The sequence below is a fragment of the Prauserella sp. PE36 genome (genome assembly GCF_003311655.1).
GTDB classification, from domain to species: Bacteria; Actinomycetota; Actinomycetes; order Mycobacteriales; family Pseudonocardiaceae; genus Prauserella_A; species Prauserella_A endophytica.
In genome coordinates this window covers 14539-36535 of sequence record NZ_QEQT01000087.1, presented here as the reverse complement: position 1 = coordinate 36535, position 21997 = coordinate 14539, and the positions used below count along the sequence as shown (strand labels likewise).

General features: G+C 69.9%; 19 protein-coding genes. 7 read left to right on the top strand and 12 right to left on the bottom strand.

Going from position 1 to position 21997, the window contains the following annotated elements:
- Window positions 1-131: 131 nt before the first annotated feature.
- The gene (locus DI005_RS25520; protein WP_158559904.1) at window positions 132-1376 is read left to right on the top strand and encodes a CdaR family transcriptional regulator; all 1245 of its coding nucleotides are present in this window, start codon (window positions 132-134) and stop codon (window positions 1374-1376) included.
- 17 nt (window positions 1377-1393) lie between these two features.
- On the opposite strand, the gene DI005_RS25515 is transcribed toward DI005_RS25520, so the two are convergent.
- Genes DI005_RS25515 through DI005_RS25495 form a run of 5 tightly spaced genes read right to left on the bottom strand, consistent with a single transcriptional unit; the run spans window position 1394 to window position 6530 of the window.
- Window positions 1394-2221 carry an SDR family oxidoreductase gene (locus DI005_RS25515; protein WP_113643869.1) on the bottom strand — a complete coding sequence of 276 codons (828 nt, stop codon included), beginning with the start codon at window positions 2219-2221 and terminating at the stop codon, window positions 1394-1396.
- Window positions 2218-3018, bottom strand: a complete 801-nt coding sequence (locus DI005_RS25510; RefSeq protein ID WP_113643868.1) for an SDR family NAD(P)-dependent oxidoreductase — start codon at window positions 3016-3018, stop codon at window positions 2218-2220. The genes DI005_RS25515 and DI005_RS25510 overlap by 4 nt, the downstream gene beginning before the upstream one ends.
- A gap of 4 nt (window positions 3019-3022) precedes the next feature.
- On the bottom strand, window positions 3023-3787 hold the full coding sequence (locus DI005_RS25505) for a crotonase/enoyl-CoA hydratase family protein (protein WP_112267470.1): 765 nt from the start codon (window positions 3785-3787) through the stop codon (window positions 3023-3025).
- Window positions 3784-4971, bottom strand: a complete 1188-nt coding sequence (locus DI005_RS25500) for a lipid-transfer protein (protein WP_113643867.1) — start codon at window positions 4969-4971, stop codon at window positions 3784-3786. The genes DI005_RS25505 and DI005_RS25500 overlap by 4 nt, the downstream gene beginning before the upstream one ends.
- Before the next feature lie 20 nt (window positions 4972-4991).
- Complete coding sequence (locus DI005_RS25495; protein ID WP_158559903.1) at window positions 4992-6530, bottom strand: class I adenylate-forming enzyme family protein; 1539 nt, start codon at window positions 6528-6530, stop codon at window positions 4992-4994.
- 217 nt (window positions 6531-6747) lie between these two features.
- Here DI005_RS25495 and DI005_RS25490 point away from each other — a divergent pair, with 217 nt between their 5' ends.
- Window positions 6748-7701, top strand: a complete 954-nt coding sequence (locus DI005_RS25490; RefSeq protein WP_147263911.1) for an AraC family transcriptional regulator — start codon at window positions 6748-6750, stop codon at window positions 7699-7701.
- 364 nt (window positions 7702-8065) lie between these two features.
- Here the strand turns inward: DI005_RS25490 and DI005_RS25485 are convergent, their stop codons facing one another.
- The gene (locus DI005_RS25485) at window positions 8066-9613 is read right to left on the bottom strand and encodes an AMP-binding protein (protein ID WP_113643865.1); all 1548 of its coding nucleotides are present in this window, start codon (window positions 9611-9613) and stop codon (window positions 8066-8068) included.
- Between the two features lie 75 nt (window positions 9614-9688).
- Here DI005_RS25485 and DI005_RS25480 point away from each other — a divergent pair, with 75 nt between their 5' ends.
- The gene (locus tag DI005_RS25480; protein WP_158559902.1) at window positions 9689-10633 is read left to right on the top strand and encodes a cyclase family protein; all 945 of its coding nucleotides are present in this window, start codon (window positions 9689-9691) and stop codon (window positions 10631-10633) included.
- Between the two features lie 4 nt (window positions 10634-10637).
- On the opposite strand, the gene DI005_RS25475 is transcribed toward DI005_RS25480, so the two are convergent.
- From DI005_RS25475 to DI005_RS25450, 6 genes are read right to left on the bottom strand one after another with little or no spacing between them, the layout of a single operon-like run.
- Window positions 10638-12197 (bottom strand): ABC transporter substrate-binding protein, encoded by a 1560-nt coding sequence (locus DI005_RS25475; protein ID WP_113643863.1) that lies wholly within the window; start codon window positions 12195-12197, stop codon window positions 10638-10640.
- Between the two features lie 36 nt (window positions 12198-12233).
- Window positions 12234-13784 carry an ABC transporter substrate-binding protein gene (locus DI005_RS25470; RefSeq protein WP_113643862.1) on the bottom strand — a complete coding sequence of 517 codons (1551 nt, stop codon included), beginning with the start codon at window positions 13782-13784 and terminating at the stop codon, window positions 12234-12236.
- On the bottom strand, window positions 13781-14002 hold the full coding sequence (locus DI005_RS25465) for a ferredoxin (protein WP_112267486.1): 222 nt from the start codon (window positions 14000-14002) through the stop codon (window positions 13781-13783). Before DI005_RS25465 ends, DI005_RS25470 begins: the two co-directional genes overlap by 4 nt.
- A complete protein-coding gene (locus DI005_RS25460; RefSeq protein ID WP_113643861.1) occupies window positions 13999-15273 on the bottom strand; it encodes a cytochrome P450 in 1275 nt (424 codons plus the stop codon). The genes DI005_RS25465 and DI005_RS25460 overlap by 4 nt, the downstream gene beginning before the upstream one ends.
- 13 nt (window positions 15274-15286) lie before the next feature.
- Entirely contained in the window at window positions 15287-16759 is a 1473-nt protein-coding gene (locus tag DI005_RS25455) for an aldehyde dehydrogenase family protein (protein WP_112267490.1), read from the bottom strand.
- Window positions 16759-17574, bottom strand: a complete 816-nt coding sequence (locus DI005_RS25450; protein WP_112267492.1) for a mycofactocin-coupled SDR family oxidoreductase — start codon at window positions 17572-17574, stop codon at window positions 16759-16761. The genes DI005_RS25455 and DI005_RS25450 overlap by 1 nt, the downstream gene beginning before the upstream one ends.
- A 302-nt stretch (window positions 17575-17876) precedes the next feature.
- On the opposite strand from DI005_RS25450, the gene DI005_RS25445 reads away from it, so the two are divergent.
- From DI005_RS25445 to DI005_RS25430, 4 genes are read left to right on the top strand one after another with little or no spacing between them, the layout of a single operon-like run.
- Window positions 17877-19109, top strand: coding sequence for a CaiB/BaiF CoA-transferase family protein (locus DI005_RS25445; RefSeq protein ID WP_113643860.1), 1233 nt, complete (start codon window positions 17877-17879; stop codon window positions 19107-19109).
- A 44-nt stretch (window positions 19110-19153) separates the two neighbouring features.
- Entirely contained in the window at window positions 19154-20404 is a 1251-nt protein-coding gene (locus tag DI005_RS25440) for an amidohydrolase family protein (RefSeq protein ID WP_112267496.1), read from the top strand.
- A complete protein-coding gene (locus DI005_RS25435) occupies window positions 20401-21567 on the top strand; it encodes a thiolase family protein (protein WP_113643859.1) in 1167 nt (388 codons plus the stop codon). Before DI005_RS25440 ends, DI005_RS25435 begins: the two co-directional genes overlap by 4 nt.
- Window positions 21564-21995, top strand: coding sequence for a Zn-ribbon domain-containing OB-fold protein (locus tag DI005_RS25430; protein ID WP_137095388.1), 432 nt, complete (start codon window positions 21564-21566; stop codon window positions 21993-21995). The genes DI005_RS25435 and DI005_RS25430 overlap by 4 nt, the downstream gene beginning before the upstream one ends.
- Window positions 21996-21997 lie beyond the last annotated feature (2 nt).

The following is a 21997-nucleotide window of genomic DNA, read 5'->3' as shown; positions in this document are numbered from 1 at the left end:
TGGGCTGTGCTGACACCATCCGGTGGCGTCGACGGACAACCCGGCGCCGTGCGCGCGAGGGGAAATCTCGTGCGCGCGAGGGCAAGTCCCCGCTGGGCCGATCGGACTAGCCTCTTGCCATGGTCAGGTCAATGACGATCGATCACCGGGCCGAGGCGGAGTGGCGGCCGCTGGACTGGATGGCGCGCTGGCTGGACGCGGAACTCGATTCCCTGCTCGACTCGCTGGTGGACTACGAGCTCACCGAGATTCCCGAACTCGCTGTCGCTCGCGTCGATCCACGCGGCGAGATCAGGCACTCGGTACGCGTGCATCTGATCGCGCTGGCCGAGAGCATCCGTCACTCGCCGTGCGACGGGCAGCTCACGCTGCCGTCCTTCATCAGCAGGAACACCCGTGCGCTCGCACGGAAGGACATGCCGTCGCTTCCGGCGCTGTTGCGTGCCTTCGAGAAGATGCACGCGGGCCTGTGGCGGCGGATTGCCGCCGCGTTGCGGGACGGGCGCTACCGGCTCGAACCCGAACAGCGGGCCGAGGTCCTCGAACTCGCCTCGGCCAGGTTGTTCGCCTACTTCCAGACCGCGAGCAAGGAAACGGCCGCCTCCTACGCCGCCGAGCACGCACTGCTGCACCGGCGGTCGATGTCGCGCCGCTCGGAGGTGGCCACGGCGCTGCTCGGCGGATCCGTGAGCGCTGCCGAAGCCGAACAAGCCCTGGGCTACCAGCTCAACGCGACCCACATCGGGTACGTGGCGTGGGTGGACGAGCCGTCCGGCCTCGACCGGCTGGACGGAGTCATCACGATGCTGACCGAGCGCCTGCGGCCACGCCAGCACCTCAGCGTGCCGGCCGATGACCTCGGCCTGTTCGGCTGGGTCACGTGCCACAACGGCACGTGGCGGGAGATCCTGCGCGAGCTGGTGCTACCGGCGGGAATCCACTGCGCATGGGGATCCCCGCAACAAGGCGTGGAGGGCTTCCGGGCCAGCCACCTCGATGCGCTCGAGGCTCGCCGGGTCGGACAGGCCACCGGGCTCACGGACGGGAGCGAGGCCGTCGTCTTCGACGATGTGGCCGTCGCCTCGCTCGCATCTCGGGACCTGGGCTCCGCGAGCGCCTTCGTCCACAGGCAGCTGGGCAGGCTGGCCGGCACGGACGAACTCGCCGTGCGCCTGCTGGGGACGCTGCGCGTGTACCTCGACGAACTGGCCAGTCCCACCAGAACCGCGCGCCGTCTGCACGTGCACCCCAACACCGTGGTGAAGCGGGTGGAGCGGATAGAGGCCATGCTCGGTCGGCGGGTTGATCCGGCCAGCCTGTCCCTGCGCGTGGCGGTGGAGCTGGCTCCACTGGCCAGCTCCACCCGATCCGCGTGACCGTCGCCGAACGGCGGTCACGTACAGTCCACGACGCCACCGTCCAGCGGGATGACCGCACCGGTCAGGTAGGCGCCGGCGCGTGAGGACAGGAACTGGACCATGCCGGCGATGTCCGACGCGACCCCCGTCCGTCCCATCGGAATGGACTGCTCGAGCGCCCGCTTCGCCTGCGGGTCCTCGAACACGAACGCGCTCATCCGGCTCTCGAAGTAACCGGGCGCGATAGCATTGACGGTCACGTTGTCATTCGTGAGCCGTCCGGCGAGGTGACGCGTGAGCATGTGCACAGCGGCCTTGGTGGCGCTGTACGGGTAGTTCTCCAGCGAGGTCACGCGAAGCCCGGCGATCGACCCGATGTTGATCACCCGGGCAGGGTCCTCGGCACTGCCCGCGGCACGCAACGCACCCAGCAGTGCCACCGTGAGCCGGAACACGCCGGTCAGGTTGAGGTTCACCAGTTTCTCCCAGGCGGCGTCGGGAAACCGCTCCAGCGGTGCACCCCACGTGGCACCCGCGTTGTTCACCAGGATGTCGAGCCTGCCGCCGAACACATCGGCCACCGCATGTTCGAGTTCCGCCACGCCATCCGGTGTCGACACGTCGGCAGGCACACCCGTGCACCACCCGAACCGGCCGAGCCCCGCCGCCGTGGCGCGACACGCCTCCGGCTTGCGGGACGAGACCACCACCCGTGCGCCTGCGCGCACCAGTCCCTCGGCGATCATCAACCCGATACCGCTGGTACCGCCGGTCACCACCGCGGTCTTCCCCCCGACGCCGAACATCCCGGAGGTGTAGGCCGCGACGCCCTCGGGTCGCGAACTCGGAGGACTCGCCGTCATAGGGTCACCGAGTAGCCGCCGTTGACCGGCACGGTCTGCCCGGTGATCCAGGACGCCGCCGCCGAGGCGAGGAACACCACCATCCCCGAGGCGTCCGAGGGCTCGCCGATCCGGCGCACCATGTACTGCGACAGCATTCGCTTGTTCCGCTCGGGATCGGCGAGGAACCGCTCGGTCGCGGGCGTGCGCGTCGCGCCGAGCGCGACGCAGTTGGCGGTGATCTCGTACCTGCCACCGAGGCGCGCCAGCGCCCTGGTGAGGCCCGCGGCACCAGCCTTGGCCCCGGAGTATGCCTCGAGACCACCGATCTCACCGACGCGGCCCGCATCGGAGATGACGGTGACGATCCGCCCCCCGCTGCCACCGTCCACCATCTGAGCGAGGGCGTGCCGGGAGCAGTTGAGCACACCGTGCAGGTTGACGCCGATGGATGGTGCCCACTGCGCGGGGCCCTGCTCCCAGAACGGCACCGAGGGCGGCGGCGCGTCCCCACCCTGGTTGCCCGCGTTGTTGACCAGGACTCCGACCGGTCCGTAGGAGTCACGGGCCGCCGCGAACATCGTGCCGACCGCATCGAAGTCGACCACATCGCACTGCGCGCCCATCGCCTTCGTGCCCGTTCGCCTGATCTCCTCGGCCACGCGCTCCGCGCGCTCGGCGTCGAGATCGTTCACCACCACCGCGCTCGCACCGTGCGCGGCCAGATCCAGCGCGATCTGGCGGCCCACACCCTGCCCGGCTCCCGTCACCACGGCGACCCGGCCCTGTACGTCGAGTATCCGTCGAGTCTCAGTCACGCCGTCAGCGCCCCTTCCATTCCGGTTGACGTTTCTCGGCGAAGGCGGCCAATCCTTCGCGGTAGTCGGCGGAGTTCAGCACCTCGTCGACGAACGGGACCTGGTTCTGCCAGCTCTCGGCGTCCGTCCACTCCTGACAGCGGCGCACGATGGCCTTGCTCGCTCGTACCGCCACCGGCGCCGCGGCCGCGACCTCCGCGGCGAGCTCGAGCGCCACCTCGAGCGCCGCGCCGGGTTCGGCGAGGCGATTGACGAGGCCCAGTTCGTGGAACCGTTCGGCGGACCATGTCGCGCCGGTCACCACCGCCTCCATGGCGATGGCGTACGGGATTCGCTTGGGCAGCCGGAACAGTCCACCACCCATGGCGGGAAAGCCACGCTTGGCCTCGGGAAGGCCCAGCTTCGCCGTGCGCGAGGCGACAACGAGGTCGCAGCTCAGACAGAGCTCGAGCCCGCCACCCACTGCGTGTCCCTCGACGGCCGCGATGAGTGGCTTGTCCGGTGGCTGGGCCATGATCCCGGCGCCACCGCGACGTTCCGTCTTGCCGAGCTCGCCCCTGGCCGCGGCGATGATGTCCTGCCCCGCGCAGAACACGCCGCCCGCGCCGGTCAGCACGGCGACCCGAAGGTCGTCGTCGCTGTCCAGTTCGTCGATCGCCGCTTCCATCGCGTATGCCGTTGCCCGGTCGAAGGCGTTCTTCCGCTCGGGCCGGTTGATCGTGATGACGGCGATGCCGCCCTGCCGTTCGAGCCGAACCAGTTCGCTCACGCCGCCGCCTTCCGGTAGATGGTGACGACGCCCGCGCTGCCAAGGCCGAGGTTGTGTGCCAGTCCGACGCGGGCGCCGTCGACCTGACGGCCCTCCGCCTCCCCGCGCAGCTGCCAGCTCAGCTCGGCACACTGAGCGAGGCCCGTCGCCCCCAGCGGGTGTCCCTTGGAGATGAGCCCGCCGGAGGGATTGACCACCCACTTGCCGCCGTAGGTCGTCGCTCCGGCGTCGACGAGCGCCCCGCCCTCGCCTTCGGCACACAGTCCCAGCGCCTCGTAGGTGAGGATCTCGTTGATCGAGAAGCAGTCGTGCAGCTCGATCACGTCGATGTCGTCCGGGCCGAGCTGCGCCTGCTCGTACGCCTGCTCCGCGGCGCGCTTGCTGACCCCTGTGCCCACGATGCTGAGCGCGTTGTCGTAAGCGTCCTCGGTGTCGGTGGCCAGCACCTGCCCCACGATCTCGACTGCCTGATCGGCGAGCCCGTGCCGCTCGACGAACTCCTCGGAGACCACGACGGCCGCGGCCGAACCGTCCGAGGTGGGCGAACACTGCAACTTGGTCAGCGGATCGCACACCAGCGTGGACGACAAGATCTCGTCGAGCGAGTACACCTCCCGGAACTGCGCGTTGGGGTTGGCCGCGGAATGCCGGTGGTTCTTCTCCGCGACCTTGGCGAACTGTTCCGCCGTGGTGCCGAAGCGCTCCATGTGCTCCAGCCCCGCCGCACGGAACATCTCCAGCACGATGGGGGCGCCGGTCGGCTCACGCAGCCGGGAAGCCGCCTCGACGAACTTCTCCACCGGGTTGGCCGCCTGCGGATGTGCGGGTGCTCCGAGCGAGCCGGGCCGCATCTTCTCGAAACCCAGCGCCAGCACGCAGTCGGCGAGGTTCCCGGTGACGAGCTGCCGTGCGTAGAACAGCGCCGACGACCCGCTCGCGCAGTTGTTGTTCAGGTTCAACACGGGGATGCCGGTCATGCCCAGCTCGTAGACGGCTCGCTGGCCCGCGGTCGAGTCGGCGTGCACGTAACCCACGCAGGCCTGTTCGATGTCCGGGTAGGTGATGCCGGCGTCGGTCAGCGCCGCGGTCGCGGCCTCGCGGGCCAGCTCGGGGTAGTTGGGGTCGGGCTTGCCTGGCTTGGTGAACCTGGTCATGCCGACACCGACGACGAATACACGTTTCATGCGTTCTGTTTTCCGATCCTTCACTGTGTGGCGCCCGGCCCGTACTGGTCCCGCACCATCCGGCGCAGCACCTTGCCCACCGGGCTCTTCGGAAGTTCCGTGCCGAAGCGGACGCTGGTGACTCTCTTGACCGGGCCGACCTTCTCGCGCGTCCAGGCGATCAGCTCCTCTTCGGACGCACTTGCGCCGTCCGCCAGCACGACCAGTGCCATCGGGGTCTCGCCCCATTTGTCGTGCGGGATCCCGACAACCGACGCCTCACGAACCGCGGGGTGGGCGACCAGAGCGTTCTCCACCTCGGCCGGCCACACGTTGAAGCCGCCCGAGATGATCATGTCTTCCTTGCGGTCGGTGATGAAGAGGTATCCGTCCTCGTCGAGGTATCCCATGTCGCGGGACAGGACGGATCCGTCCGGGAGCTTGCGCGCCCGGGTGGCGTCCGGGTTCCCCCAGATCTCGGTGAACCCACCCGGCGTGTCGAACGCGATCTCGCCGATCTCGCCCTGAGGCAGCGCCACACCGTTCTCGTCCACGATGGTGATCCGGGTGTTCGCGGTCGGCTTGCCCGCGGACCGCAGATAGCGGCCGCCCCGTGCGGTGTGATCCTCCGGGCGCAGGCAGCTGACCGGGGCACCCTCGCTCTGCCCGTACAGCTGCAGCATGATGTCGCCGAAGACCGAGCGTGCCTCGTTCAACGCGGTCTCGGTCATCGGCGAACCGCCGTAGACGATGGCTCGCAGGCTGCTGAGGTCTGTGGTCCGAGCGGCGGGGTGCCGCGCCGCGAGCTGCACCATGGTCGGGACGCCGAAGGTCAGTGTGCAGCGATGCCGCTCGACAGCCGCCAGGAACTCACCTGGTTCGAACGCGCGGAGCACGACGACGGAACCACCCGCCGCGAGCACGCCGGGCACCGGCATGATCGTAGCGTGTGACAACGGGCCGCCGGCCAGGTACGAGTCCGCTGGACCCAGCACCGGCAGGATCGACGCCGTCTCGGTGCCCATACCGGTCCACGCCCGCACCGAATGTAGAATCCCTTTCGGTTTTCCGGTCGTTCCCGCCGAGAACCGAATGGTCTGCGGGGCGTCGGGCGGCATCTCGATTCCGCGGTCCTCGGACGACGCCGCTGCCAGGAGCTCCTCGTAGTCGAGGACCCCGCTGGGCGCAGCGCCGTCGAGCACCAGGACGTGACGCACCGTGGAGGCGGCCTCGAGGTGGGGACCGATGGCGTCGTAGTGCCGCCGTTGCACGATCAGCACGCTCGCGCCGATGCTGTTCAGCAGGTACAGGTTCGTCTCGGCGCTGTTGTGCGTGTAGAGCGAGGCCCGTACGTAGCCACCGAGCGCGATGCCCAGGATCAGCTCGAGCGCCTCCGGGCTGTTGTCGGTGAGCGTGGCGATCCGTTCGCCCTGGCCGACGCCCAGTTCCGCCAGCGCGTTGTCCAGCTGACAGGAACGCCGGTAGACCTGCTCGTAGGTCTGGATCGTGCCGTCGCAGACGATCGCCGGCCGTTCCGCGTGCCGCTTGCCTCCCGTGCGAATCAAACTCGCAAGGTCCATCGCAAGACCTTCCCGTGAGATGTCCGGATGCCCGATTCGCGACGATCGCGCGGGCCGTGACGTCACGCTATGAGCCGCTGGAACGCGCAACAATGGACCGAACCGACACTCGGTGGTGGTGGATCGGCACAGCTCCCCCGCGCGCCGGCGCATCCTGGGGGTTGCGGAGGTGGGTTACGCTGTGCCGAGCGGAGTGCTCGAACGACCGGAGACAGCCGTGCCTGATACCGCGCTGTGCAGCGAGTGGTCATCCACACCCGAGATGACGCCCGGCGAATCGCGCGAGCTCTGGCGGCGGATCGCCACCAGCTATCAGTGCAACATGACCTGCGACTTTCCCGACGGTGACGAGGGAACGAGCACCCTGACCCGGCTGCGCACCGAGCGGAACCAGGTGCTGGCATGGCGTTCGCCGCAGGTGCGGTATCGCAGAAGGTCCGAGCACATGCGCGAGGACGGCATCGACTCGTACGTCCTGCTCCTGCCGGTCGCGGGTGCGGTGGACGTCAGCGTCGACTTCAGCAGGACGACCCTGCGGCCCGGCTACGGAGCCCTGATCGCGACGACCCAGCCGTTCGACGTCACCCACACCCACCACGCGCGGCTGCGGGCGGTCACCATCGAGCGCCGCACCATTCACCACCGATTGAACAAAGCCACCGAGTTCGTCGCGCCCATCGACCTGGCGGCCGGGTTGGGTGGTGTCGTGCACGATCTGCTGGACAGCGCCCTGCGGATGGCCGACCAGCTCTCCTCGAACCAGTTCGACGCGGTGGTCGACCGGCTGATCGAGTTAGTGTGCGTACTGGTGGGCACCGACATGGTCAACGCCGGTGATCACTTCAGCGAGATCGAGGCGGCGATCCGCCGCTACGTGCGGGACAACGCGCACGAACCCGACCTCAACAGCGAGATGATCGCCGCCGCGCTGGGGTGGTCGGTGCGACAGATCCAACTGGCACTACAGCGGGCCGGGACCACTTCCCGTGAGCTGATCAAGGAGGAGAGACTGTCGCTCGCGCACGATCGGCTCGTCAGTCCCGCGTACAACCAGACGACCATCACCGAGCTCGCCCACCGCTGCGGCTTCGCCTCTCCCGGTAGGTTCAGCACGGCCTTCCGGGAGCGGTTCGGCATGACACCCCGCGAACTGCGTGGTACTCATCGCTGACCCCTCGGCGAGCCGCATGGTCGCCGGCGGCCTTGCCCGGAATGTCCACCGAGGTCGTCGAATGCGCCGTGCTCGCGGGCGCTGCCCGCGATCTTGTCGCTGACGGGTGATCACCTGCTCACCGTGGTGCGTGGCGGGCGTGTTGAAGGCGTGCTTTCACCCCACGCAGCGAGAATGACTCCCGCGGTCAGGCCAGCTGCGGGAACGAACCGTAGGCAGAACGCGAGAAAGATCCGGCCGACCTCGTCGGCGGCGGACACCGGGCGCGACCCGTCGACACCGCGCTCAGGGCACCAGACCGCTCCGGCGCGGCAACGCGTCCGGCATTCGGCACCGACATACCGCCGGTCCGTCCGACCTCGCCTCAACCCTCCGTTCTCCTCCGGGTCACGAGGTCGCGGCGGAGAGCGAACTTCTGGACCTTGCCGCTGGGTGTCCGGGGGAAGTCGGCCACCTCGTGCAGCTCCTCGGGCCACTTCTGCTTCGCCAGGCCCGCCCGCTCGCAGTGGGCGCGCACCTGGTCGATCGTCGGCATCGCGTGACCCGGCCGGACGCGCACCATGGCGGCGGCGTGTTCGCCAAGCCGGTCGTCGGGCGCCGCGACCACAGCCACCTCCCCCACCGATTCGAGCGTCAGCAGCACCTCCTCGACCTCGAGTGCGCTGATGTTCTCGCCTCCCCGGATGATGAAGTCGGCCTTCCGGTCGGCGATCGTGAGATACCCGTCGTCGTCGAGCACCCCGATGTCGCCGGTGTGGTACCAGCCTTCCTCGTCGAACGCCGCCTCCGTGAGCGTGTCGTCGGTGTAGCCGAGGCACAGGTCCGGCCCCCTGCTGAGGATCTCGCCGTCCTCGGCCAGCCGGAGGTCCACACCGGGAAGGGCCTTGCCGTCCGTGTACAGCCGTTTGCTCGCGGGCGCGGTGTACGGCGCGGCCGTGATCGACGGGTGCTCGGTGCTGCCGTACGAGCGGAACACGGTGATGCCCAGGCCCGCCAGCCGCTCCGCCACCGCAGCGGGCACGGCGGACCCGCCGAGCCCGGCGTACTGCAGCCCGCGCAGGTGCGCCGGCGTGAAGCGTGGATGGTCGAGCAGGCTCGTGACGTAGTAGGGCACCCCGCCTCCGATCGTGAGTCCCTCCCCCTCGATCAGATCCAGCACCGCGCCCGGGTCCCAGGCGTCGGCGAGGTTCACCGGGGTCCTTTCCAGCACCGGCACGAGGAACGCGTTGACCATCCCGATGAAGTGCCCCACCGGAGCGGCGGTCAGCTGGTCTCCCCGGTCGGGCGGGTAGCGCTCCGCGAGCTGTCGCGTCTCGAAGCCGAGGGTCTGGTGGCTGTGGACGACTCCCTTGGGATCGCGGGTGGTGCCGGAGGTGAACGCGATCACCGCGGGGCCCGCCGGGTTCGCCGCGAGCAGGCCCGGCATCGGCTCCGGACCGAGCAGGTCGTCGAAATCCTCGCCCACCACGCCGACGACGGGTACACCGGCGCACAGGTCCGGCTGGTGGCGCAGCCTGCCGAACTCGGCCGCCGTGATGAACACCCTCGGCTCCACGGCCTTGAGGATGTAGCCGAGCTCCTTGCGGCCGTAGATGTGCACGACGGGCACCACCACCGCGCCGAGGAACGACGACGCCCAGAACACCGCCGCCGCCTCCATCCAGTTGGGCAGCTGGAACGCGATCACGTCACCGGGCCCCACCCCTCGAGCCCGCAGGCCACCCGCGAGCCTGCGGGCGAGGTGTTCGACGTCGCGGAACGTTCCCGAGAACGGCCGCACCGTGGAATGCACGCGGAACGGGGTGTCCGGGGCGGCATCCAGACCGCGCACCAACAGGTCGCCGAGCGTGTCCCTGGTCCACCACCCCTGCTCCTCGTATCGCTCGACCAACGCGGCGGGAATCGTTCGCATGCCTGCAACTCCAATGCTCGACCGTTCGAAAACGTGCTAGCTTCGTTCTGACCGTCCCTTATGGAGGGAGCAGCGATGGGCACTCCGCCGATCGATCTGGACGGAATCCGGGAACTGGGCCGGGAGCTGAGCAACTGGGGACGCTGGGGTGACGACGACCAGCTGGGCACCCTCAACCTCATCACCCCGCAACGGGTGAGCGCCGCGACGCGCCTGGTGCGACGCGGGGCACGCTTCGCGCTGTCCATCCCGGCCGACGAGAACGGGCCCCACGACGTGCGGACCAGCGGCCGGTTCAACCCCATCCACACGATGACGCGCTACCGGGGCGACGACCCGCACGGGCGGCTCGCGGAGTTCCGTTCGGCCGAGGACATGGTCATCCTCGGCACTCATTCCTCGACGCACTTCGACGCGCTCTCGCACCTCTGGTACGACGACCTGCTCTACAACGGAGTCCACCACGAGTCCGCCCTCACCGCCTGGGGTGCGCTGCACTGCTCGATCCAGAACCTCGCCGAGGGAGTGGTGTCGCGCGGCGTCCTCGCGGACCTCCCCCGCCACCTCGGAACCGATTTCCTCCCGCCGGGCCACCCGGTCCGGCCAGCCGATCTCGATGCCGTGCTCGACGCCGCCGGGATAGCGCCCCAACCCGGCGACGTGCTGTTGCTGCGCACGGGGACGCTGCCCGCGCAACGCCGGGGCGCCGAGGTCGGGGCCGGTGGTTCGCCAGGGCTCACGTGGGAGTGCGCCCGCTGGATCCGCGACCACGGGATCGCGGCCGTCTGCGCGGACAACTTCGCGGTCGAGGTGCTCGGCCCGGCCGGGCGCGGGCCGAGGATCCCGTTCCACATGCTGGCGATCAGGGACATGGGCCTGCTCCTCGGCGAGCTCTTCGACTTCGAAGGGCTCGCCGAGGACTGCGCGCGGGACGGCCGGTACGAGTGCCTCTTCGTCGCGGCCCCGTTGAACCTCCCTGGGGGCGTCGGGTCGCCGCTCAACCCGCTCGCCCTCAAGTGAGGAGCTACGGCTGGATCCACAGTTCCTCGGGTAGCAGCGAGCCGTAGCCGTACTGCACCACGCCACCCACGTTGTCGGCGCTGACCGCGCTGGCCGCCGACCGGGTGTAGAAAATCCCGGGCACGATCTCCGCGAGCCGCTGCTGCACTCGCTCGTAGGCGGCCTTGCGTTCCTGTTCCGAGGTCGACTCGCGGCCCTGCTGCAGCGCGGCGTTGAGCTGTTCGTCGTCGATCCCGGTCACGTTGCCCCGCGAGTCCCCGTGGAAAACCGTCCACAAGCGAGGCTCGGGGTCGATGAAGAACGCCGACGAGATGAGCATGTCGAAGTCGTGGCTGGCGTGCAGCGACGCGACCTCCGTGTGGTCGACGATCTCGACCCGCACCTCGACGTTGCGGAACGTGCTCAGCTGCGCCTGCACGCTCTCGGCGACGGCCTTGCTCTCCGGCGACGGATAGCTCTTGAACGTGAACGAAACGGGATTGCCCTCGGCGGCCAGCTCGTCGAAGAGCCTCTGCGCGGCGGCCTTGTCGGTCCTCACCAGCTGCTGGCCGGAGTGAAACGGCGAGGACTCCGTGAACAGCGTCGGCACGAGTGAGCCCTTGCCGTTGTAGACGGTCGTGTCCATCGCGCGCAGGTCGAGCGCGGCGGCGACGGCCTGGCGCGCCCGCACGTCGTCGAACGGCGCCCGGCGCGCGTTCATCGCCAGGTACTGCCCGCCGTTCAGCGGCATGGTGTCCACGGCGAACCCCGCGTCGCGGGCCGTGGCCATCGTCGCCCAGTTCGTGTCGACGGCGACGTCGGCTCCCCCGCTCGTCAACGTGTTGATCCGCTGGGTGGAGTCGTTGATGCTGCGCAGGGTGATTCGGTCGAGGTACGGCTTGGGCGCGTCCCAGTACTTCGGGTTCTTCACCAGCTCGATGGAGTCCTGACGGGTCCACGACTCCACGGTGAACGGGCCGGCGCCGACCGGCTTCGCGTCGAACGCCCGCTGCCCGGCCCGCAGCGCGGTGGGCGAGGCGATCCAGTTCAGCGAGCTGGAAACCAGGGCCTGGGCGTAGTTCGGGATCGGCTCGACCATCGTGATCTTCAAGGTCCTCGCGTCGACGACCTCGGTCGTTTTCGCCAGCGACGCCTCCTGGATGTTCGAGGCCGCCGAGCCGGTTGCCGGGTCCTTGATGCGGTCCCAGTTGAACTTCACCGCCTCCGCGTTGAAGGGACTGCCATCGGAGAACGTCAGCCCTTCCCGCAGCGTCAGCTCGAAGGACGCACCGCCGTCCTCGGTGACCATGCTCTCCGCGAGCTTGTACTCGATCTTGCCCGTCTTCGGGTCGTTCACCATCAACGTGCCGTAGATCGCGTTGCCGAGCACGGCGTTGAACGCCCACGCGTTGCCCATGATCGCGGGGTCGAGGCTCCTCGGCTCGTTGATCTGAATGACGCGGGCGGTACCGCCCGCCACGGGTTCACCCGTGGCGCCGCCCTGGTCCGCGCTCGTGCCGCCGCACGCACTGAGCAGTAGCACCGCGGCGACCGCCAGCGCCGGTAATGGCCTGTTTCGGATCATCGTTGACCTCTCATCAGCCGTTCGGGATGGGACGTGCTAGGGCTGGATCCAGAGCTCCTCCGGGAGGAGCGAGCCGTGGCCGTACTGCACCACGCCGCCGACGTTCGAGCCGGTGATGACACTGGGCGCCGGCCTGCTGACGAAGATGGCGGGCACGAGCTCGATCAGTCGTTTTTGGACTTCCTCGTAGGCAGCCTTGCGTTCCCCCGTGGACGTCGCCGTGCGACCCCGTTGCAGCCCGGCGTCGAGCCGGTCGTCGTCGATACCGGCGAGGTTGCGCCTGGAGTCGCCGTGGAAAGCCGTCCACAGCCGGGTCTCCGGGTCGGCGAAGTAGGCGGAGCCGACGAGCATGTCGAAGTCGTAGGTGCTGCGCAGGGCGAGCACCTTGGTGATGTCGACGACCTTCACCTCGACGTGGACGTTGTCGAACGCGCTGAGCTGCGCCTGGACGTTCTCGGCGATGGCCCTGATCTCGGTGGTGGGTCCGCTGGTGAAGGTGAACGAGACCGGCTTGCCCTCGGCGGCCAGCTCGTCGAACAGTCGCTGCGCCTCGGCCTTGTCCGTCCTCGCCAGCGGCAGGTCCGTGTGGAACGGCGAGGAGTCGGTGAACAAGGTGGGAGCGGCCAGGTTCTCTCCGTTGTAGACGCTGACGCCCATCGCGCGCGGGTCGAGCGCCGCGGCCACCGCCCTGCGTGCCCGCACGTCGTCGAACGGCGCCCTGCGGGTGTTCATGGCGACGGTGATGCCGCCGTTCAGCGGGACGAGCTGTGTGTTCAAGCCGGCCTCGCGGGCCTTCGCCAGGTTGCCCCAGTTCGTCTCGATGGCGACGTCCGCGCCCCCGCTGACCACGGTGTTGAGCCGCTGGCTGCCGTCGCTGGACGTGCGCAGCGTGAGGCGGTCGAGATACGGCTTCGGCGCATCCCAGTACCCGGGGTTCCTGACGAGCTCGATCGCGTCCTGCCGGGCCCACGACTCCAGCGTGAACGGGCCCGCGCCCACCGGCTTCTCGTCGAATGCCCGCTGCCCGGCCCGCAGCGCCTTCGGTGAGGCGATCCAGTTCAGCGAGCTGGTGACCACGGCCTGCGCGTAGTTCGGCACCGGTTCGGCCATCGTCACCCGCAGCGTCGTGGCGTCGAGCACCGCCGTGGAGGCGATCATCGACGCCTCGTGCACGTAGGACGACCCTGTGGCCGGGTCCTTGAGCCGGTCCCAGTTGACCTTCACGGCCGCGGCGTCCAGCGGGCCGCCGTCGGAGAACCGCAGCCCCGGCCGCAGGCTCAGCTCGAAGGTCGCGCCGCCGTCGGTGGTGGCGAAGCCCTCGGCCATCGTGTGCTCGATCTTGCCGGTCTTCGGGTCGTTCACCATCAACGTCCCGTAGAGCGCGTTGCCGAGGAACGCGGTGAGCACGTACTCGTTGCTGAGCGCGGCGGGATCGAGCCCGCGTGGCTCGGTGATCTGCAGGACGCGCGCACTGCCGCCCGCCACCGGTCGCCCAGGGTCGGCCGGGCCTGCCGCCGGGCCGCCACACGCGGACAGCGGGAGAACCGCCGCCAGCGCCAGCGCGAGGAACCGCCCGCGCCTGCTCATGGCCGGCCTCCCCCGGACGGCCCGAGGCGCAGGGATCGGGTGGGGCACGCCTCGACGGCGTTGCGGATGTCGTCGTCGGGGTCACCATGCTCGTCAACGATGCTGACCCTGCCGTCGTCGTCGAGCTCGAAGGTGCCTGCCGCGTAGAACGTGCACACCCCGGTGCCCGCGCACGTCTCGGGCGTGACGCTGAGTGAGAGCCGCTCGCCACCGGTCATCCGAACACCACCGGCAGGTCGCTCGGGGCGCGCATGTGCAGGCCCATCAGCACCGGACGCGGTGCGTCGGGATCCCAGCGCAGGTCCGGCAGCCGGTCGAGGATCGCGTTGAGCGCCACGGACATCTCCGCCCTGGCGACGTGCATGCCAAGGCACACGTGCGGTCCGCTGGCGAAGGACAGGTGTGGTTTGACGCGGCGGAAGATGTCGAACCGGTCCGGGTCCGGCCACCGGCTCGGGTCGTGGTTGGCCGCGGTCAGGCACAGCGCCACGCGGGACCCGGCGGGGATGTCCACCCCGCCGAGCGTCGTGTCGTGCGCGGTGAGCCGGAAGAAGGTCGGGTCGGTGACCTCCCAGCGCAGGGACTCCTCGACGGCCGCGCGCACCAGCGAGCGGTCCCGGCGCACCGCGTCCAGCTGGTCGGGGTTGTTGAGCAGCGCCCAGAGCGTGATGCCCAGCTGCCGCCATGTCGTGCCCGAGCCCGCGGTGAGCAGCAGGCGCGCGTAGGCGAGCACGTCGTCGTCGGTGAGCGCGTGCCGGGTCCCGTGTTCGTCCACAACGGACTCGCTGATCAGCTTGCTGATCAGGTCGTCGCGCGGATCACCGCGGCGGCGCGCGATGACGGGCAGGAGGATGTCGGCCGCGGCGGCCGAGGCGGCGAGCCGGTCCGCGCGCTCGGTCCCAGCGCTGATCATCTGCTCGATGTGCTCGCGCAGACGCAGGGCCTCGTCCATCGGCACCCCGAAGCTGCCGGTGATCGTGAGCAGCGGCAGCAGCGCGCAGAACTCCAGGTTCAGGTCGGCACGCCCGCGCCGCTCGAACCGCGTCAGCAGACTGTCGGTGATGCCGGCGATCCAGCGGTCGATCCACCACTGCGTCATGTTGCGGGCGAAGACGGGCTGGGCCACCGCCCGGTATCTGGCGTGCTCGGCGCCGCCCATCGCGAGGATGTTGCGACCGAAGGTGTCGAAGGTGCCGCGCATGGCGTCGGAGGTGTAGGTTTCCGGGTCGCGGAACACGGTGTTGACCGTGTCGAAGCTGAACGCGGAGTAGACCGGTTCCGGATACGGCAACGGGTGTTCGGGATCGACCGCGCCGAGCACCTCTTCCACGCTGCCCACGTGCACCGGGCCGGACTCGCGAGCCAGCCTGAGGTCGGTGTGGAAGTTTTCGACGTAGTCCCCGCCGGACCTGGATCTGCGGAACTGCCCGCTCGTGTCGAACAGCGTGCGGATCATGGCGGGATCGAGCTGAGCGATCTCGTCGAGCATGTCGTCTCCTGTGTCAGTGGCTCACCGCGGTCAGGTGTTTGGCCTGCTGGTAGGCCCGGATGCCCTCGCGCCCGCGTTCCCGCCATTCGCCGCTCCGCCGCCAGCCACCCGAGGAGGCGAACGCGCCGAAGTAGCCGCCGTTGACGAGCACCGTGCCCGCGCGGATCCGCCTGGCCACGGCCAGCGCCTCTTCGGTGGGCCCGAACACCCCGCCGGACAGCCCGTACACGGTGTCGTTCGCGAGCTCCACGGCGTGGTCCACGTCGCGGTAGCCGAGCACCGAGACCACGGGGCCGAAGGTCTCCTCCTGCGCGAGCGGGTTCGCGGTGTCCGGGAGGTCCACCACGGTCGGCTCGAAGAAGTGGCCGCCCAGCTCGGGTCTGGGCCTGCCGCCCGTGACCACCCGGCCGCCGTGCCGCCGCGCGGCCGCGACGTGGTCGGCGCAGCGGGTGACCTGCGCTGCGCTGATCACCGGTCCCACGTCGGTCTCCGGGTCCCGCGGATCGCCGAGCCGCAGCGCGGCGACGCGTTCGGCGGCCTGTGCCAGCACCTCGTCCTTGCGGGCCTGCGGCACGAGCACGCGGGTCTGCAGCACGCACCCCTGCCCTGCCATCGCCCGCATGACCGTCGCGATGCCGTCAGCGGCGCGGTCGACGGCGCCGGGCAGGTAGATCCCGGCCGACTTGCCGCCGAGTTCGAGCAGCACGCGCTTGAGGGTGGGCGCGGCCTGCGCCATGATCGCGGACCCGACCGACGTGGAGCCGGTGAAGGACACCGCGTCGACCCGGGGGTCGGTGGTCATCAGCCGCGCTCCGGCGTCGCCCTGTTCCACGAGCACGTTCAGCACGCCAGGAGGAAGACCGGCCTCCTTCGCGGCCGCACCCAGCGCCAGCACCGTCAGCGGCGCGAGCGGGCTGGGCCGCAGCACCACGGTGTTGCCCGCGAGCAACGCGGGGACGACCTTCCACAGCGCGAGGAACAACGGAACGTTGTAGGCGGGGATGGCACTGACCACGCCGAGCGGCTCCCACGTCAGGACGCTCGTGGCGACCCGCCCTCCGGTGACGAGCGCGTCGAGAGGGACCGGGTTGTGCTCCTCCTCCGGCAGCGACGCGTGGATACGGACGGCGTCGCGAGCCTGTCCGAGCGCGCCGTCCACCTGGACGCCCCTCGCCGAGGCGACGAGGGCTCCGGTCTCGGCGACGACCGTTTCGCCGAGGTGCTCGCGCCGGGCCTCCAACGCGGCGACGAACCGGAGGACGACCGCCGCCCGTTCGGCGGCGGGGATCCCGGGCCAGTCGCCGCGGTCGAAGGCACGGCGCGCGGCCAGCACCGCGCGCTCGAAGTCGGCGACCCCCGCTGTCGGCACCTCGGCCACGGTCGACAGGGTGGCCGGGTCGGTCACCCGCAGCGGATCTCCCCCGCCGAGGTGGTCACCATCCACATAGGATCGCAGGCCTTCCAGGCCGGTGGTGGACGCGGTCATCAGAGGCTCATGCCCGCGTCGAGCGGCAGTGCCACCCCGGTCACCGCGAAGGCCGCGTCGGACACGAGCCACAGGATCGCCGCGCTGACGTCGGCCGGCTGCAGCCGGTCCACCGGAAGCACCCTGGTGATCTGGGCGAAGTTGCTGGAGTCGACCATCGGCGACTGCGGGTTGTTGATCATGAACGTGTCGACGGCCGTCGGGTGGACGACGTTGACCCGGATGTCGTGCTGGCCGAGCAGTTTGGCCCAGCCCTTCGCCAGGCCCACCACGCCGTGCTTGGCCGCGGTGTAGCCGGACATGCCGCCAGAGCCGTCGGTCATGCCCTTGAGTCCCGCCGTGGAACCGGTGATCACGATCGATCCGCCCCGGCCCTGTTCGACCAAGGGACGCTGGGCGACCTTGAGCGTGTTGAACACGCCGGTGAGCATCACGCCCACCGCGTCGGCCCACCGGGCCGCGGCCTGTTCCAGCGTCTGCTCGGTCCGGTCACTGTGCAGCACGCCGGCGTTGGCCAGCACGATGTCCACGCCGCCGAGCTCCGCGATGCCGTGGTCGAGCGCCTTCGCCAGCGCCCCGATGTCGCGGACGTCGGCGATCGCGGTGACGCACCGCCTGCCCTGCTGTTCGACGAGACGCGCGGTCTCGGCGAGGTCGTCGGGCGTGGCCATGGGATACGGGACGGTCGGGATGTCGGCGCCGATGTCCACGGCGATCACGTCGGCTCCGTGCTCGGCGAGCAGCACGGCGTGCGATCGGCCCTGACCTCGGCCCGCACCGGTGATGAACGCGACCTTGCCGTCCAGCTGCCCCATGATTCGGCGCCTCCTCGATGAGTGCCCGTGCTCGGGATGAGGGAAACCGGCCACACCTCGAGCGGGCCGAGAACGATTGAGCGACCGGCCTTCCCGATCGCGTTTCGCAGAGTAAGAGCAAACACGATCGCGAGTCAAGAGAACGATATTCTCGCAGTAAATAGACCTTTCAAAGCGCATGGAGAAGCTTATGGACATATGCGGTTCTACCGGATACCGTCGAAGGCCGACGCGTTGACGGAGAGCGATATTTCCGCCCCCGCATCTCGCAGCTGACCCCTCACCGTGGAGGAGCGACGACAATGCGATCGGCATCATTGCCGCCGGACGATCCGGGCCCCGTCTTCGATGGCGTCCAGGTGCTGGAGGTCGCCCAGTGGACGTTCGCTCCGGCCGCGGCCGCGGTGCTGGCCGACTTCGGCGCTTCGGTGATCAAGATCGAGGATCCGGTCACCGGCGACCCGCAGCGCGGCCTCGCCTCCTCCGGCGTGGTGCCGATGGTCGGCGGGGTCAACGTCGTGACGGCACAGACCAACCGGGGCAAGCGCAGCGTCGGGCTCAACCTGCGTGACCCGCGCGGACACGAGCTGCTCCTGCGGCTCGTGGATAGGGCCGACGTCTTCGTCACCAACTTCCGGGGCCCGGCACGGCGGAAGCTCGGCTTCGACGAGGACACGGTGCGGGCCCGCAACCCGCGCATCGTCTACGCCCGCGCCACGGCGCAGGGCGCGCGCGGGCCGGACGCCGACCGCGGCGGGTACGACTTCACGTCGTTCTGGATGCGCAGCGGGATCGCGGCGGCGCTCACCGCCGAGGACGCCGACCGGCCACTGCCCCAGCCTCCCGCCTTCGGCGACAAGGCGGGCGCGATGAACCTCGCGTTCGGCATCGCGGCGGCGCTGTACCGCAGGGAACGAACCGGCGTGGGCTCCACTGTGGACGTGTCGTTGCTCGGGTCGGCGCTCTGGCAGCACTCCAGCGCGATCCTCTACAGCTGGGGGCTCGACCGGGAATTCCCCGTGGTGACGGGACGTTCGGCCAACCCCATCGCACGCTCGTACCGGACCGGGGACGGGCGGTGGATCGCGCTCATGATGATCGAGTCCGACCGGTGGTGGCCCGACCTGTGCCGCCACCTCGACCGGCCCGACCTGCTCGCGGACGAACGGTTCGCCGACGCGGCCGCCCGCTCGGCGAACCACGACGCCTGCGTCGCCGAGCTCGAACGCGTCTTCGCCGCCCTGCCGCTGCGGGAGTGGGAGCGCAGGCTCGCCGATCTCGCGGGCCCGTGGGCGGTCCTGCGCTCGATGCGGGAGACGGCGACGGACCCGCAGGTCGTCGAGAACGGCTACGCGGTCCCGGTCGACCACGACGGCACCGAGGTCCGGCTGATGAGCGCGCCCGTGCAGTTCGACGAGCAGGTGCCCGAGCTTCGCCGGGCTCCCGAGCACGCCGAGCACTCCGAACAGGTCCTCCTCGAACTCGGCTGCGACTGGGCCGAGATCACCCGGCTCAAGGACGCCGGCGTGGTGTGACCGGGAACGAACCACCAGCCAACACACGGAAAGGACCAACCGCCATGACGGCAACGCAACCGGACCTCAACTGGCTCATCTCGGTGGACGACCACGTGCTCGAACCGGGCCATCTCTGGCAGACGTGGCTGCCGGAGCGCTACCGCGACCGCGGGCCCAAGCTCGTGATCGAGGAGGACGGCAAAGGCACCTGGTACTACCTCGGCATGAAGCAGCGGGCCAGCGGGCTGTCCGCGACCGTCGGCAGGGCGAAGAACCAGATCAGCCCCGAGCCACTGGGCTACGACGAGATGCGGCCCGGCTGCTACGACGCGGCGGCCAGGGTCGAGGACATGAACGAGGGCGGCATCCTCGCGTCGATGACGTTCCCGACGTTCCCCGCGTTCTGCGGCCAGACCTTCTACCGCGGCGAGGACAAGGAGCTCGGGCTCGCCTGCATCGAGGCCTACAACAACTGGATGATCGACGAGTGGTGCGCGACGGCGCCGGGCCGGTTCATCCCCCTCACCCTCATCCCGCTGTGGGACCCCGAGGCCGCGGCCACCGAGGTCCGCCGGGTGGCCGAGCGCGGCGTGCGGGCGGTCGCGTTCAGCGAGAACCCGGAGCCACTCGGCCTGCCGACGATCAACGACCCCGACCGGTACTGGGACCCGTTCTTCCGCGCCGCCGAGGAGTGCGGCGTGGTGCTCTGCATGCACGTCGGCTCGTCGTCGCAGATCCCGTCGATCAACTCGAACACCAACTTCATGGCCAACTTGTCCTGGGGCGCCGTGCGCACCTCGGGCACCATGCTCGACTGGCTGTTCAGCGGAGTGTTCGAACGCTTCCCCCAGCTCAAGATCTCGCTCGCCGAGGGCAACATCGGCTGGATCCCCTACTTCCTCGAACGCGCCGAGCAGGTGATCGACAAGCAGCGCTTCTGGTTCCAGCGCGGCATCGACTACGACCCCGGCAAGGGCAGCAAACAGGAGCGCACCGACGACGGCGCGCACACCATCGACTACCTCAACTTCGACATCCGGCAGAGCTTCCGCGACCACATCTACGGCTGCTTCATCGACGACATCGCCGGGCTGCGCAACCTCGACCTGATCGGCGAGGACAACGTGATGATCGAAACCGACTACCCGCACTCCGACACCACGTGGCCGAACTCGATCAAGCTCGCGCGCGACCGGCTCGCCGGCATGAGCCCCGAGGTGCAGTACAAGGTCCTGCGGGGCAACGCGGAGCGGCTGTTCCAGTTCACCCCGGCCGACACGGCGAACCTGCCCGTGCCCGGCGGCGTGGCGTGAGCGACGCCGGCGCCACCATCGTCGGGCTCGGTCTGAGCCCGCAGGGTCGCCGGCTCGGGTTCTCCTCGAGGGAGCTGCGCAGGCAGGCCATCGACGCGGCGTTGAACGACGCGGGACTGCGCCGGGAACAGATCGACGCCTGCATCTGCTTCGGCGCGATGCCCGAGGACCTGCGCTACGCGGGCCTGTCACCGAGGATGTCGTTCGCGCTGAGCTCGGGCGGCGCCTCCCCCGCGCTGTCGGTGGTGGTGGCCGCCGGGCTCCTCGCGACCGGGCAGGCCGAGTACGTACTGAGCGTCTACGGGGAGGCGTTCACCGGCGACGCGCCCAAGCTGGAACCGAACCACGGCGGCGGGGGCAGATCCGACATCGGCGGGTACAGCTACGGCTACCCGTACCTGTACGGGCTGGTGGGGCCGGGCGCGGTCTACGCGCTGGCGGCGCGGCGCTACCTCGACCGGTTCGGCGCCTCCTCGGAGGACCTGGCCGCGGTGGCGGTGGTCGAACGGGATCACGGCAGCGTCCGGCCCGGCGCGATCGGGTACGGACAGCCCATCACGGTGGCCGAGCACCAGGCGTCCAGGATGATCGTCGACCCGCTGCGCCTGCTCGACTGCTCCCGTCCCACCGACGGTGGCGCCGCCATCGTGCTCACCTCGGCTGCCCGCGCCGCCGACTGCGCGGGCAGCCCGGTGGAGGTGCTCGGCGCGGGCTGCGGGCACAACATCACGAACTGGTGGGACGGCACCATGGTCAGCCGCTTCGGTGCGGCGCCGGACGCCGCGCGGCGGGCGTTCGGCGAGGCGGGCGTCGGCCCGGAGGACATGTCGAGCGCTCAGCTCTACGCGCCGTTCACCATCGCGACACTCCTGCAACTGGAGGAGTACGGGTTCTGCGGCGAGGGCGAGGCGCCCGCGTTCGTCGCCGAAGGGCACACCGCCGCGGGCGGAAGCCTGCCCACCAGCACCGGCGGCGGGCAGCTCTCGGGCTTCTACGCCACCGGGTTCACGCCGCTGTCGGAAGGGATCCTGCAGGTGCGGGGACAGGCCCCGACGAACCAGGTGCCGGACGCGGAACTGTGCCTCGTCAGCGGCAGCGGCGGCAACGGCGGTGTGCACGGGTCGTGGGCCCACGTCTCGCTCGTGCTGGGCAGGCCGCGGTGAGCGCGCCGAGGCCCTACCCGGGCGACGTGGCCCCTGACCGGGTGGACGAGGAGTTCTGGGAGGGTTGCCGCCAGGGCCGCTACCTGCTCTTCCGGTGCACGACGTGCGATCACGCCGTCTGGCCCGCGGGCGGCTGCCCTCGGCACGGCCTGGCGCCGATGGTGTGGAAGGAGGCGACCGGACAGGGCCGGCTGCACTCCTGGACCGTGGTGCACCAGCGGTACGCGAACTCGTTCGCCGACCCGCCGCCCAACGTCGCGGTGGTGGAGCTGGACGAAGGACCACTGGTGCACTCCACCGTGCTCGGCGCCGCGCGGCTCGAGCTCGGGATGCGGCTGGAGGTCTTCTTCGAGGACATCGGGCAGGGCGTCGTGCTGCCCGTCTTCCGGCCAACGGCACAGGAGGGAGAGAGCACTGGACCCGGATAGGC

What these genes read in the sequence shown, in the direction of transcription:
- DI005_RS25520 (WP_158559904.1), top strand. Translation starts at nt 132, where the DNA reads ATGACGATCGATCACCGGGCCGAGGCGGAGTGGCGGCCGCTGGACTGG.
- DI005_RS25515 (WP_113643869.1), bottom strand. Translation starts at nt 2,221, where the DNA reads ATGACGGCGAGTCCTCCGAGTTCGCGACCCGAGGGCGTCGCGGCCTAC.
- DI005_RS25500 (WP_113643867.1), bottom strand. Translation starts at nt 4,971, where the DNA reads ATGAAACGTGTATTCGTCGTCGGTGTCGGCATGACCAGGTTCACCAAG.
- DI005_RS25495 (WP_158559903.1), bottom strand. Translation starts at nt 6,530, where the DNA reads ATGGACCTTGCGAGTTTGATTCGCACGGGAGGCAAGCGGCACGCGGAA.
- DI005_RS25485 (WP_113643865.1), bottom strand. Translation starts at nt 9,613, where the DNA reads ATGCGAACGATTCCCGCCGCGTTGGTCGAGCGATACGAGGAGCAGGGG.
- DI005_RS25480 (WP_158559902.1), top strand. Translation starts at nt 9,689, where the DNA reads ATGGGCACTCCGCCGATCGATCTGGACGGAATCCGGGAACTGGGCCGG.
- DI005_RS25475 (WP_113643863.1), bottom strand. Translation starts at nt 12,197, where the DNA reads ATGATCCGAAACAGGCCATTACCGGCGCTGGCGGTCGCCGCGGTGCTA.
- DI005_RS25470 (WP_113643862.1), bottom strand. Translation starts at nt 13,784, where the DNA reads ATGAGCAGGCGCGGGCGGTTCCTCGCGCTGGCGCTGGCGGCGGTTCTC.
- DI005_RS25465 (WP_112267486.1), bottom strand. Translation starts at nt 14,002, where the DNA reads ATGACCGGTGGCGAGCGGCTCTCACTCAGCGTCACGCCCGAGACGTGC.
- DI005_RS25460 (WP_113643861.1), bottom strand. Translation starts at nt 15,273, where the DNA reads ATGCTCGACGAGATCGCTCAGCTCGATCCCGCCATGATCCGCACGCTG.
- DI005_RS25455 (WP_112267490.1), bottom strand. Translation starts at nt 16,759, where the DNA reads ATGACCGCGTCCACCACCGGCCTGGAAGGCCTGCGATCCTATGTGGAT.
- DI005_RS25450 (WP_112267492.1), bottom strand. Translation starts at nt 17,574, where the DNA reads ATGGGGCAGCTGGACGGCAAGGTCGCGTTCATCACCGGTGCGGGCCGA.
- DI005_RS25445 (WP_113643860.1), top strand. Translation starts at nt 17,877, where the DNA reads ATGCGATCGGCATCATTGCCGCCGGACGATCCGGGCCCCGTCTTCGAT.
- DI005_RS25440 (WP_112267496.1), top strand. Translation starts at nt 19,154, where the DNA reads ATGACGGCAACGCAACCGGACCTCAACTGGCTCATCTCGGTGGACGAC.